The organism is Kitasatospora sp. NPDC059577 (genome assembly GCF_042735475.1).
Lineage (GTDB): Bacteria > Actinomycetota > Actinomycetes > Streptomycetales > Streptomycetaceae > Kitasatospora.
This window is the reverse complement of record NZ_JBHWBZ010000013.1, coordinates 17,245-29,746: the sequence shown is the minus strand read 5'-3', so window position 1 is coordinate 29,746 and position 12,502 is coordinate 17,245. Positions and strand designations below refer to the sequence as shown.

Below are 12,502 nucleotides of genomic sequence, written 5' to 3'. Positions count from 1 at the left end.
CGCCGGAGCCGCCGGAGCCGCCGCGGGCCCGGTGCGGGCGGGAGCTGGTGAGCGACCCGACGCATTCACTCGAACGAGTTATCGAATATCTCTGGCGTGTTGACGCCTCGTCACGCCACCATGGACGCGACCGGGCGACGACACCACACGCCGCCCGGTACGCACCCTGTCCGGCCCCGCCGTTCAGCCGTCCCGCCTGTCAGTCATCCGGCCCGAGCAGCTCCTGTCGGGCCCGCTCGAACACCCCGTACATCTCCGCCCCGAACAGCACGAACCGCACCTCCACCGGCGCCGCACCCGCCTCCGCGCCACCGCCGTCCAGCACCCGGGCGACGGTGCCCAGCGCGATCCGGGCCGCGTCCGCCGGCGGCCAGCCGTAGATCCCGGCAGACACGGCCGGGAAGGCCACCGTGCGCGCGCCCAGCTCCATCGCGACGCGCAGCGACTCGCGATAGCAGGAGGCCAACAGCTCCGCCCGTTCCTCGTACTCCTCCTCCCGGTACACCGGCCCGACGGTGTGCACCACCCACCGGGCCGGCAGCCGTCCGGCCGTCGTCGCCACCGCGTGCCCGGTGGGCAGCCCCTTGCCCCAGTGCGAGGCGCGCAGTCGACGACACTCCTCCAGGACCTGCGGCCCGCCCTTGCGGTGGATCGCGCCGTCCACCCCGCCACCCCCCAGGAGGGACGAGTTCGCGGCGTTCACCACCGCGTCCACCTGCTGTTCCGTGATGTCACCCTCGACCAGGGTGATCCGTGTCACCACCGTCTGCCCCCTTCTCCTCCCCGCGCGGCCGCGGCCGCGACGGGCATCCGTCGTCATCCGAGTCCGATCACCACACCGCCACCGGCGTGGCAATAACCACAACGGCGCCGGTCGGCCAGAGAAATCCCCGGAGATCACGTTATGGTCGCGAGAAGTTCCCCGACGCACGGTGCCAGGCGGGCACTGCGGACGGACGCCGACCGTTACGCAGTCGGGGAAAGGGAGGAACCACCGATGCCCGCAACGGGAGACGGGCGGGCACCTGGCGCCGCGGACCTGCCGGGCGCCCACGGCGCCCCCGTCGGCCATGCCCGCAACCGCCCGGTCACGACCGGCCCCGCGACGGCGGCTCCCCCGATACCCCACCCCCGTTCGCAGGCGGTGCGAGCCGCGCACGCCGTCCACCCGTCGCACGTCTCCGAGGTCCCGCCGGGGCCCGGCCCCGACAACCCCGCCGACGGCGGGGCGCCGCTGCGGCTGCTGGTCATCGAGGACGACGCCTCGGACGCCCAGCTGATCAAGGCGGCGGTGGCCGACAGCGGCACCTCGATCGAGATCCACTGGGCCCGCGGCCTCGACCAGGCCACCGCCCTGCTGGCCCAGAGCGCCCTCTCGGCCCGGCGCGGACGCTCCCGCGGCCCCGAGTTCGGCTGCGTGCTGCTCGACCTCGCCGCGCCCGCCGACCTGCCGCACCCCTCCGACTCCTCCGACGGGCTGGAGGGCCTGCACGAGCTGCTCCGCCGCGCCCCGCACATCCCCGTGGTGGTGCTCACCGACGCCGCCGGGGCCGAACTCGGCGCGGCCGCCGTCGCCGCCGGCGCCCAGGACTTCCTGATCAAGCACGAGACGGACGGGCCGCTGCTGGCCCGCGCGCTGCGCTACGCCGTCGAGCGCAAACGCGCCGACGAGTCCCAGCGCCGCCTGGTCGAGGCCGAGCTGCGCGGCCAGGAGAACGCCCGCCTCCAGCGCCACCTGCTGCCCACGCCGCTGCTGGACGGCGCCGGGCTCTCCTTCACCCGCCGCTACCGCCCCGGCCGCCGCCGCGCCCTGCTCGGCGGCGACTTCTACGACGCCGTACGCACCGATGACGGCACCGTCCACGTCGTGATCGGCGACGTCTGCGGCCACGGCCCGGACGAGGCCGCACTCGGCGTCGCGCTGCGGATAGCGTGGCGCACCCTGGTCTTCGCGGGCCTCACCGGCGAGGAGCTGCTCACCACCCTCCAGCACGTCCTGGAGCACGAGCGGCGCAGCGACGAGATCTTCGCGACGCTCTGCATGCTCGTCATCGGGCCCGGTGGCACCGGCAGCGACCTCGACTCGCTGGGCACCGGCGAACGGGCCCGGCTCTACCTCGCCGGGCACCCGGCCCCGCTGCTGCTCGGCCGCGACCACGAGCCGGTCACCCTGCCCGCCGACCTCGCCGGGCCCGCGCTCGGCCTGCTGCCCTGCCACGACGGGGAGGCCGCCTGGCCCGCCCACGAGGTCGAACTCCGTCCCGGCTGGCGGCTGTTGCTCTACACCGACGGCCTGATCGAAGGACGGGTCGGGGCCGGTTCCCGGCGCCTGGGCCAGGACGGGCTCGCCGGGCTGATCGGCGACCACCAGGCCGCCGGACTGACCCGGGGGCGACTGGTGGACAGTGCCATCGCCGAGGTCGAGGAGCTGAACGGCGGCGCGCTGACCGACGACGTCGCGGTGCTGCTGCTGGAGCGCAACCCGGTGCAGCTGATCCTCGGCTGACGGACCGGCAGGCGAGGCCCGGAAGGCGAACAACGCGACGGCCCGGGCGGGGAGTTCACCCGCCCGGGCCGTCGCGTCGTCCGCCGCCGGACCTACCAGGGACCGTACGGGCCGGTGTTGCTCCGGCCGCCCCGGCCACCGCCCCCGGTCAGGGCCCTGATCGCGGGGCGGACGTCCACCACGTAGACGATCGAGGCGACCAGGCCGGCCAGGGTGCCGATGCCGGTGAAGAAGTTCACCCCGAACAGGAAGTCCCAGCCGAAGGAGATCGCGAGGATCGCGACCCAGAACCCCTTGGTCTTCTTGTCCGCCGCCCGGTAGGCGTCCTCCCGGCGGGTGGCCGCGTCGACCAGGGCGAACAACTTGTAGGCCAGGATGGCGATCGTCGCCCACCAGATCGGGTTCAGGTAGGAAAAGGCCAGAATCTGGAGCACTCCGACCATCGCGATCTCCTCTGTCTCTCGATTCCCGCGCTTCGACCGCCGCCCATCCTGGCACGGCGGCCGTCCGCACCGGTGTCAACGTTCCGTGGTCACCGGATGTGCCCTCCCCGGAGGGCCTCCGCTCACTCCGCGGTCACTCCGCGGCGGCGGAGCCTGACTTCCGGGCCCGGGCGGACTTCTTCGGCGCGGGCGCGGCGACACCGTCGGCCGGCTCGACCGCGACCGGCTCGGCCTCGACGGGCTCGGACCCGGCCGGCTGCTCCGTCAGTTCGACGGTCTCGACGGTCCCGGCCGCCTCGGCCGGGGTGGCGGGGCGGGCCTTCTCCACCACGACCTTGCCGCGCTCGGCCAGTTCGTCGTACGTCTCCTTGGCCTTCACCGCCAGCTCGACCGCGCGGCCGACCTGCTGCAGCGCGAAGCCCTGGGCCCGCTCCTGCAGCACCTTGAGGTCGGTGGGCAGGGCGGTGACGGCCTCGCCGACCTTGGCCGGTGCGCCGGCCAGCAGCGACTGCGCCTCCTGGAGCCTGGCGGTGGCCTTCTCCTGCGTGCCCTTGCGGTCCGCCGCCAGCGCCTCGACCTTGCCCGGCACTTCGCGCAGCTTCTCGTACGCGAGGTCCCCGGCGCCGGCCAGGGCGTACAGCGGGGTCGGGTCGCTGAGGGTCTTCTTGATCTCGTCGGTGATCGGCATGGTTACCGGTCCTCCCGGTGGGTGTTCTGGGTGGCTGAGCCGTCGGTCGTCGCACCGGGGGCCGGAGCGGCGTTCTCCTTGAGGAAGGCGTCGTAGACCGCGAGCAGCGCCTGCTTCTGCTGCTCGTTGATCAGCGGATCGGCCAGGATCGAGGCCCGCAGTTCCAGGCCCTCGTCCCGCCGCTCCTCCAGGATCCCGGCCTGGACGTACAGCGTCTCCGCCGAGATCCGCAGCGCCTTGGCGATCTGCTGGAGGATCTCCGCGCTCGGCTTGCGCAGCCCGCGCTCGATCTGGCTGAGGTACGGGTTGGACACGCCGGCGGCCTCCGCCAGCTGCCGCAGGGAGTACTGCGCGCTGCGGCGCTGCTCGCGGATGTACTCGCCGAGCGAGCCGACGTTGAGGGAGGCCATGCGGACAGCCTGCAACACCCTGCTTGCAAATGCAAGCAGGGTGCTAGCGGGAGCAAACGTGTCGGACCGGCGGGCCCGGTCAGGCCAGGTGGGCGAGCAGCAACTCGGTGAGCCGTTCGGGGGTGCGCAGCGGGAGGTAGTGGTCGGCGGCCGGGACGAGGTGGCCCCGGGCGCCGGGGATGCCGGCCGCCAGCCGCTGCGCGATCGCCGCGATCTCCGGGTGGTCCCGGTCGCCGTGGACGACCAGGGCAGGGGCGGCGACCTCGCCCAGGCGCGCTTCGGCGGACCGCGCGGGGGCTCCGCCCAGGAAGTGCTCACTGACGATGCGGCGGGCGGCGTTCTCCTCGACCATCGCCGCGATCAGCTCGCCGCCGGGCGCCGCCCGGCCCATGGCGGCCCAGACGGACAGCTCCAGACCGGCCAGTGCCGCCGCGTCGCCCCGGCGGCGGGCCTCGGCGTAGGCGGTGGTCTCCGGGGACGGCGGCCAGTCGTGACCGCTGACCGAGGCGCCGACCAGGCCGAGGGCGGCCACCCGGTCGGGGTGGGCGAGGGCGAAGTCCAGCGCGGTCTCCCCGCCCATGCTCAGGCCGACCAGCGCGGCCCGCGCCAGGCCGAAGTGGTCCAGCACCGCGCGCAGGTCCTCGACGTCGTCGAACGGCCGCTCCGGTGCGGCGGAGCGGCCCAGGCCCCGGGCGTCGTAGCGGATCACGTCGTGATGGCGGGCGAGTTCCGGGAGGACGGCGTCCCACAGCCGGGAGTCCATGCCGGCGCCGTGCAGCAGCACCACCGGGCTGCCGGAGCCGGCGCGCTCGGCCCACAACCGGCCTCCGCCGGGGGCGGGGACGTGGACCTCGGACGGGGGACGACCGGCGGACTGGCTCATGCGGCGATCCTCCCAGAGCCCCCGCCGGACGGGCCGGTCAGGCGGGTTCCCGGACGGGCCGGCGAGGCAGGTTCCCGGACGGGCCGGTCAGGCGGGTTCGGGGAGGCGGACCGGCATCAGGACGGAGAAGGTGCCCGTCCCGCCCGGGGTGCGGATGGCCAGCGGGGCGATCGGGCCGCCGAGTTCGAGGACGAGCTGCTCGGGCCGTCCGGCGGCGAGCGCGTCGAGGAGGAAGTCCCGGTTGACGGCCAGTCGGACGTCCTCGGGGGCCGGGTCGGCGGCGACGGCCAGCCGGCCGTCCCCGGTCAGGGTGAGGACGGTGACCTCGCAGTCGACGCCGTGCGGGCCGGAGGGCAGGGTGCGGGTGACGCCGGTCTCGACGGCGGCGCGCAGTTCGGCGGCGGGGACGGTGATCCGGTGTTCCGGTTCGAGCCTGGAGAGGGCGCGGTGGTCGGGGTAGTCGTGGTCCAGGGCGGCGCCCTCGACCCGGTGTCCGCCCGCTTCGGCGCGGACCATGCCGCCGCCGAGGGTGAGCGCGACCTCGCCGGCCCCGGTGCCGAGCAGGGCGCGCAGCGCGTCCACCAGCGGGGTCGGGACGATCGTGCCGGCCACTGGTCGCTCCGGCACGTCGCCGGAGGCGGGCACCTCGGCGAAGGCCATCCGGTAGCGGTCGGTGGCCACCAGGCGCAGCAGCGGACCGTCCGGCTCGAACAGCACCCCGGCGAGGGAGGGCAGTTCCGGGTCCTCGCAGACCGCGAAGCGGACCGCGTCCAGCGCGGCGGCCAGGCCGCCAGCGGGGACGGTGACGCGCGGGGCGGTGCGTCGGGGGTCGGCGGGCCCGGTGGTCATCGGCTGCTCCCTCTGGTCGATCATCGCGCGGATCAGGGAGAGTTCGCGACGGGCGTCGACGAGGCCGTCCTCCAGCCGCCGCAGGTGCGCGTCGAGCACCCGGGAGGCCGTGTCGCCGCCGGGGGCGGCGCCGAGTACGGCGCGGATGCCGGTCAGCGGCAGGCCGACCCGGCGCAGCCTGGCCAGCAGCCGGGCGTCGGCGAGCTGACCGGGCCGGTACCAGCGGTAGCCGGTCTGCGGGTCGACCCAGGCGGGGGTGAGCACCTCGGCGCCGTCGTAGTAGCGCAGGGTGCCGACGCCGAGGCCGCTGGCGCGGGCCAGCTCGCCGATGCTGTGCAGCTCGCTCTCCATGCCGGTCACCCTGCGGGCTCGACCTGGTCGAGGGTCAAGCCCGCCCGGCGGCGCCGGGGGCGGCCAGGTGGGCGAGCTTGTGCGGGTTGCGGACGGCGCGGATCGCGGAGACCAGGAGCGTGCCGTCGGTCCCCGCGACGAAGTCGAGCACCGAGACGGAGTCGACCGCGCCGTCCACGGTGACCAGCAGGCCGGGCTCACCGTTGACCAGGACCGGGTGGACGGCCGCGTCCTCGCCCAGCTGCCGGAGCACGCCGAGGACGAAGCGGGCCACGTTCTCGGCGCCGTTGACCGGCCGCAGCGCCGCCCGGATCACCCCGCCGCCGTCGCTCCAGGTGGTCACGTCGGGGGCGAGCAGTTCGAGCATCCGGCCGATGTCGCCGCCGACGCAGGCCGCCAGGAACTCGTCGGTGGCGCGGCGGCGCAGCTCGGGCGGGGCGTCGAAGCGTGGCCGGCCGGCGCGGACGTGCGCCCGGGCCCGGCTGCCGACCTGGCGGCAGGCGCTCTCGGTGCGGTCCAGGGCCTCGGCGATCTCCCGGTAGGAGAAACCGAAGGCCTCCTTGAGGACGAACACCGCCCGCTCCAGCGGGGACAGGCTCTCCAGCACCACCAGCAGGGCGAGCGAGACGGTCTCGGCCCGTTCGACGCCGTCGGCCGCGTCCGGCCCGGTGACCAGCGGCTCGGGCAGCCACGGGCCGACGTAGGCCTCGCGACGGACGGCGGCCGAGTCCAGCCGGTTGAGCGCGAGGTTGGTGACCGTCCGGGCCAGGAAGCCGCCGGGGGCGGCGATCGGGCCGGTGGCTCCGCTCCAGCGCAGCCAGGTGTCCTGGACCAGGTCCTCGGCGTCGGCGACGCTGCCGAGCATCCGGTAGGCGATGCCGAAGACCATCCGCCGGTGCCGCTCGAAGTCGGCCAGCCGGGTGTCGGCGGGGCCTTCGCCGGTCGGCGGGGTGTCGTGGATGTCGGTCACCCCCGGGACGTTACCGCACGGTAGCGGCGGTCCTCAGTCCCGGAAGACGTCGTACGCGGGGGCGAGCAGGGCGGCGAGGTCGCGGCCGTGGACGGTGATGCCGGAGCGGCCGAGGCGGCGCAGCGAGGGCTCGTCCGACTGCTCCTCGGGCGGGGCGGGGCGCAGGGTGAAGTCCCCGCGCCAGTATGCGGCGACGTTGACCACGGGGTTCGGCTGCTCGGTCACGCGTCCTCCTCCGCCACGGCGTCCTCCCGGGTGAGGGCGACCAGTTCGCGCAGCGCCTCGCCCGGCAGGTCGGTGAGCCAGTGCTCCCCCTCCCCCACCACCGTCTCCGCCAACGAGCGCTTGGCCGCGAGGAGTTCGTCGATCCGCTCCTCGACGGTGCCGACGCAGACCAGTCGGCGGACCTGGACGTCCCGGCGCTGGCCGATCCGGAAGGCGCGGTCGGTGGCCTGCTCCTCGACCGCCGGGTTCCACCAACGGTCCAGGTGGATCACCTGGTTGGCGGCGGTCAGGTTGAGACCGGTGCCGCCGGCCCGCAGCGAGAGCAGGAACACCCCCGGCCCGTCCGGGGACTGGAAACAGTCCACCAGCTCCTCCCGGCGTGCCCGGGACAGGCCGCCGTGCAGGTAGAGCACCTCCGCGCCGAGCCGGCGCTCCAGGTACGGGCGGAGCATCGCGCCGAACTCGGCGTACTGGGTGAAGACCAGCGTGCGGTCCCCCTCGGCCAGCGCCTCCTCCAGCAGCTCGGCCAGCCGGGCGACCTTGCCCGAGCGCTCGCCCACCACCGAACCGTCGTGCAGCAGTTGGGCCGGGTGGTTGCAGACCTGCTTGAGCTTGCCGATCGCGGCCAGCACCGTGCCGCGCCGTTCCACGCCCCGGACCCCCTCGACCCGGCGCAGCAGGTCGGCGACCACGGCCTGGTAGAGGCCGGCCTGTTCGGCGGTGAGGTTGCACCAGACGGTCATCTCCTGCTTCGCCGGCAGCTCGGCCGCCACCGCCGGGTCGGACTTGAGCCGGCGCAGCACGAACGGGGCGGTGCGGCGCCGGAGTTCGGCGGTGCGCTCGGGACTGCGGTGCAGTTCGACCGGGATCGCGTAGCGCTCCTTGAAGCGCTCGGCCGGGCCCAGCAGACCGGGGTTGGCGAAGTCCAGCACGGCGTGCAGCTCGGAGAGCCGGTTCTCGACCGGGGTGCCGGTGAGCGCGATCCGGTGGCGGGCGGCGGGCAGGGCGCGGATCGCCCGGGACTGCGCGGTGCCGGTGTTCTTGATGTGCTGGGCCTCGTCGGCGACCACCCGGCGCCAGCGGATCGCGCGCAGGGCGGCGAGGTCGCGCTGGACCAACCCGTAGGTGGTGATGACCAGGTCCGCTCCCCGGACGGCTTCGGCGAGCCGGTCGGCGCCCAGGCGGCCGGCGCCGTGGTGGACGTACCGCCGCAGGGCGGGGGCGAAGCGTTCGGCCTCGCGCTGCCAGTTGCCGACCAGGGACATCGGGCAGACCAGCAGGGTGGGACCGGTGCCGGCCTCCGACCGTTCCGGCTGCTCGGGCTGCTCCGACTGCTCGGGCCGCTGCTCGGCCTTCTCGACGGCCAGCAGGGCGAGGGTCTGGACGGTCTTGCCGAGGCCCATGTCGTCGGCCAGGACGGCGCCCAGGCCGAGCCCGGACATCGTCCGCAGCCAGGCCAGCCCGCGCTCCTGGTAGGGGCGCAGCACCGCCCGGAAGTCCGGCGGCAGCACCGGTGCGGGGGCGGCGTCGGCGTGCCCGGCGAGCAGGTCGCCGAGCGGGCCGTCCGCGTGGACGGACGTGACCGGCAGCCCGGCGACCGTGGCCTGCGGGTCGAAGGCGAGCCGCAGCAGGTCGGCGGCGGCCGACACGCCGTCGCGGCGGTCGGCGAGGAACGAGAGCGCCGCGGCGATCTGCGCCGGGTCGGCCTCCAGCCAGGTGCCGCGCACCCTGACCAGGCCCTCCTTGGCGGCGGCCAGGTCGGCCAGTTCCCGCTCGGTGAGCGGAGCGCCGTCCGGGCCGAGCGCGGCCTGCCAGCGGAAGGCGACCACGGTGTCCCGGTCCACCTGGCTGCCCACCGCGAGCGAGCCGGGGGCCGGCGGGGTGGTGGCGCGCAGGGCGAGGCCGAGCCTGGGGCGGCGGCGCCACCAGGCGGGCAGCAGCACGCCGAAACCGCCCTCGGCGAGCGCCGGTGCGGCGGTGCGCAGGAAGTCCAGCGCTCCGGCCCGGTCCAGCGGCAGGGCGGACGGGCGGGCGCGGTGGCGTAGCCCGTCCAGGGCGGGCCAGCGGTGGGCCGCGCGGGCGAGTTCGGCGGCCAGGACGTCGGCCGGGTCGGCGCTCTTGCGGGCGAGGGCGGCGTGCGCGGCGCCGCCCTCGTGCAGGTCGGCCGCGCGGATCAGCAGGGAAGGCTCCGCCACTGCCTGGAGCAGGAACTCCAGCTGCCAGGCGTCGTCGGAGGGCCGGCCCTCGGGGTCGTCGGCGTCGGGGCCGAGCGGTTCGACCAGGCGGAAGCAGAGGCGCAGCGCGGGGTCGGTGGGTTCGGCCGCGGCGTACCAGGCGGCGATCCGGCGGCGCAGCTCGGCGAAGCCGTCGGGCGGGACGCCGTCGAGCCGGCCGTCGGGGGTGGTGAGCGCGCGCAGCCAGTGTTCGGCGACGGCCTCCCCCGGCGCGGGGAAGGCGGTGTCGGGCAGGGCGGCGCGGGCCTCGGCGTCCACCAGCGCGCCCAGCGCGGCCTCCAGCAGCGCCTCCCCGGTGCCGGCGCCGTGCGGCCACTCCCCCAGCAGGACGGGCGGGCAGCCCGCCGCCAGTGCGGCGGCCTCGCGGCGGGCGGACGGCGTCGGGTCCGGCTGCCAGCGGGCCTGCGGGCGGCCGTCGGCCAGGACGGGCAGCGGCAGCACGCGGCCCCGGCCGACCGTCCGCCAGGCGAGGTCGTGCACCCCGGTGAGCCAGCGCAGCGAGGGGCCGTGGACGACCTCGACCCGGCCGGTGCCGGGCAGGTCGGTGCTGGTGACGGCCCAGTGCGGGTCGAAGACCTCGCCGAGCAGCTGGGCGGCGGCCCCGGCGTCGAAGAGCAGGGCCGGTACCCGCCAGGGGGTGAGCACCGCGCCACCGCGCGGCGGGGTGACCGGCAGGTCGGGGGAGGGTGCGGGGACGGTGCCGACGGTGGGCAGCAGGAGGGTGGCCCAGCGCTCGGGGGCCTGACCGGCGAGCCAGCCGAGGCCCGGGCCGATGCCGCCGAGGACGGCGGCCAGTGCGTCGGCGGGGCAGGCGTACGGGTGGGCGTGCGGGGCGGGCCGGTCGGGGTGCGGTTCGGTGGCGCCGGGGTGGGCGCGGGCGTCCTCGGCCCAGAGCGCCAGCTGCCCGTCCGTCCGCCAGAGCGCGTGCAGGACGAACATCGGGGGCCTTCCGGGCGGGTGGATCCGGTCCTTCGCAGCCTAGCGGGGAGGACCGACAGGGCCGGTCCGCTGGGCCGTCCGGGGGAAGCCCCAGGCTTGTGGTTGAAAGTTGAACGAAGTTGCCCTACGCTGGAGCCAACAAGTTGAAGCCTAAACAAATGGCTTCGGACCCGAGGAGGAGCCATGGGCCTTTTCAACCGCACCAAGACCACCGTCCCCGCCACCACCACCGTCCAGGCCCCGGCCGGTCCGGACCTCGCCCACCTCACCGGCGACTGGGCGATCGACACCACGCACAGCGAGATCGGCTTCTCGGTGCGCCACGCCATGGTGACCAACGTCAAGGGCCGTTTCACCGAGTACGACGGCAAGCTGCACCTCGACGGCAGCACCCCGCACAACTCCTCGGCCGACCTGGTGATCAAGGTCGCCAGCATCGACACCAACCAGGCCCAGCGCGACGAGCACCTGCGCACCGGCGACTTCTTCGCCGCGGAGACCTTCCCGGAGATCCGCTTCCGCAGCACCTCCACCGAGCAGCTCGACGACGACACCTACCGGATGACCGGCGAACTCACCATCAAGGACACCACCCGCCCGGTGGTCCTGGACCTGGAGTACACCGGCAGCGCCACCGACGCCTACGGCGCCGAGCGGGTCGGCTTCGAGGGCAGGACGGTCGTCGACCGCACCACCTTCGGCCTGACCTACAACGCCGCCCTGGAGACCGGCGGCGTCCTGATCGGCGAGAAGGTCAAGCTCAGCTTCGACATCTCCGCCGTCAAGGCGGCCTGACCCCGGACGGTCCGACCGCGCCCCCAGGAGCCCCGCCCCTGCCCCTCCCCCCGGGGCAGGGGCGGCGTCGTCCACCGCCACCGGTTCCGGGCCCGCCCCGGCTTCCCGGCCCCTGGCGGGCTCCCGGTCCGGGCCCGGGCTCCCGGTCCGGGCCCGGGCTCCCGGTCCCGCCGCGGAACCCCCGCTCCGGCCGCGTGCCGTGCTACCCGGCCGGGAGCAGCACCGCGTCCGCGTCCGGCAGCCAGCTGCCGGGCGGACGGCGCAGCCAGCCCTCGGCCGCCCCCAGCCCGGCCGCCGCCGCGGCCAGTGCGTCCAGCCCCGGATGGCGCTCGCCGGGCCGGTGCACCAGGCTGACCAGACTCAGCGGCACCGGGTCGACCAGCGGCACGTTCACCGTCCCCGGGATCCTCGGCCCGCCGACCGTGGTCAGCATCGGATCCCCGTGCCGGGCGAGGTAGCGGGCGGTCTCGTCCACACCCACCGGCGGCACGTACGGGTCCGCCGCCGTGAGGCCGTGCTCGCGCAGCAGCCGGACGCCGAGGTCGGCCCACTCCGTGGTGGCCGGATTGCCCGCGCAGACGTCGACGGGGTGCCCGGCCAGGTCCGCGGGGCTCAGCGCCGCCCGGCCCGCCAGCGGGTGGGTGTCCGCCATCATCACCGAGATCCGCTCCAACCGGACCGGCAGCTGGACGAGTCGGCCGCGCACCGGGGCGGGGAGCCCGGCGAAGCGGCCGAACGAGGCGTCCAACCGGTGGGCCAGCAGTTCGGCGGCGGCCGCGGCCAGGCCGCCGTGGAAGCGGGCCAGCAGTTCGCCCTCGGGCCAGGCGGCGCGGGCCCGTTCGAGCACCCGGTCGGCGGTGAGGTCAGGCCCGGTGACGTCGCTGTTGAGGTCGAGCAGCAGCGGCCGGGCCACGGCTCCGGCGCCGGCCTCGGCCAGGATCTCGTCCTGCAGGGCGAGGAGCCGGCGGACCTTGGGCAGCAGCCGCTGTCCGGCCGGGGTGAGCTCGACGCTGCGGGTGGTGCGGGTGAAGAGCGCGCCGCCGAGCAGCCCCTCCAGGGCCCGGACGTCCCGGCTCAGCGCCTGCTGGGCGATGTGCAGCCGCTCGGCGGCCCGGCCGAAGTGCAGGGTCTCGGCGGTCGCGACGAAGCCGCGGAGCAGGCGGGGGTGCAGGTCACGGGGCATGCGCGGCAGATTAACAACAACGTGTT

Annotated in this window: 12 protein-coding genes; 2 read left to right on the top strand and 10 right to left on the bottom strand. The window is 75.5% G+C overall.

What is annotated here, in order from left to right:
- Window positions 1-199 precede the first annotated feature (199 nt).
- Window positions 200-760, bottom strand: coding sequence for an O-acetyl-ADP-ribose deacetylase (locus ACFV0O_RS13645; protein WP_380340906.1), 561 nt, complete (start codon window positions 758-760; stop codon window positions 200-202).
- A 237-nt stretch (window positions 761-997) separates the two neighbouring features.
- On the opposite strand from ACFV0O_RS13645, the gene ACFV0O_RS13640 reads away from it, so the two are divergent.
- A complete protein-coding gene (locus ACFV0O_RS13640) occupies window positions 998-2,506 on the top strand; it encodes a PP2C family protein-serine/threonine phosphatase (protein ID WP_380340668.1) in 1,509 nt (502 codons plus the stop codon).
- A 92-nt stretch (window positions 2,507-2,598) separates the two neighbouring features.
- Here ACFV0O_RS13640 and ACFV0O_RS13635 read toward each other — a convergent pair whose 3' ends face one another.
- From ACFV0O_RS13635 to ACFV0O_RS13600, 8 genes are all read right to left on the bottom strand, one after another.
- Window positions 2,599-2,949, bottom strand: a complete 351-nt coding sequence (locus ACFV0O_RS13635; protein ID WP_350521690.1) for a DUF2516 family protein — start codon at window positions 2,947-2,949, stop codon at window positions 2,599-2,601.
- 133 nt (window positions 2,950-3,082) lie between these two features.
- On the bottom strand, window positions 3,083-3,637 hold the full coding sequence (locus ACFV0O_RS13630) for a hypothetical protein (protein ID WP_360252684.1): 555 nt from the start codon (window positions 3,635-3,637) through the stop codon (window positions 3,083-3,085).
- A gap of 2 nt (window positions 3,638-3,639) precedes the next feature.
- Window positions 3,640-4,047 (bottom strand): helix-turn-helix transcriptional regulator, encoded by a 408-nt coding sequence (locus tag ACFV0O_RS13625; RefSeq protein WP_360252681.1) that lies wholly within the window; start codon window positions 4,045-4,047, stop codon window positions 3,640-3,642.
- 79 nt (window positions 4,048-4,126) lie between these two features.
- Window positions 4,127-4,930, bottom strand: coding sequence for an alpha/beta fold hydrolase (locus tag ACFV0O_RS13620; RefSeq protein ID WP_380340662.1), 804 nt, complete (start codon window positions 4,928-4,930; stop codon window positions 4,127-4,129).
- 87 nt (window positions 4,931-5,017) lie between these two features.
- Window positions 5,018-6,130: a MerR family transcriptional regulator gene (locus ACFV0O_RS13615; RefSeq protein ID WP_380340659.1), complete on the bottom strand. Its 1,113-nt coding sequence runs from the start codon at window positions 6,128-6,130 to the stop codon at window positions 5,018-5,020.
- 34 nt (window positions 6,131-6,164) lie between these two features.
- Complete coding sequence (locus ACFV0O_RS13610; RefSeq protein ID WP_380340656.1) at window positions 6,165-7,100, bottom strand: RNA polymerase sigma-70 factor; 936 nt, start codon at window positions 7,098-7,100, stop codon at window positions 6,165-6,167.
- 33 nt (window positions 7,101-7,133) lie between these two features.
- Complete coding sequence (locus ACFV0O_RS13605) at window positions 7,134-7,325, bottom strand: hypothetical protein (protein ID WP_380340654.1); 192 nt, start codon at window positions 7,323-7,325, stop codon at window positions 7,134-7,136.
- Entirely contained in the window at window positions 7,322-10,498 is a 3,177-nt protein-coding gene (locus ACFV0O_RS13600; RefSeq protein ID WP_380340651.1) for a DEAD/DEAH box helicase, read from the bottom strand. The genes ACFV0O_RS13605 and ACFV0O_RS13600 overlap by 4 nt, the downstream gene beginning before the upstream one ends.
- Before the next feature lie 183 nt (window positions 10,499-10,681).
- On the opposite strand from ACFV0O_RS13600, the gene ACFV0O_RS13595 reads away from it, so the two are divergent.
- Window positions 10,682-11,293: a YceI family protein gene (locus tag ACFV0O_RS13595; protein ID WP_380340649.1), complete on the top strand. Its 612-nt coding sequence runs from the start codon at window positions 10,682-10,684 to the stop codon at window positions 11,291-11,293.
- A gap of 202 nt (window positions 11,294-11,495) precedes the next feature.
- Here ACFV0O_RS13595 and ACFV0O_RS13590 read toward each other — a convergent pair whose 3' ends face one another.
- Window positions 11,496-12,476: a LysR family transcriptional regulator gene (locus tag ACFV0O_RS13590; RefSeq protein WP_380340647.1), complete on the bottom strand. Its 981-nt coding sequence runs from the start codon at window positions 12,474-12,476 to the stop codon at window positions 11,496-11,498.
- Window positions 12,477-12,502: the final 26 nt, after the last annotated feature.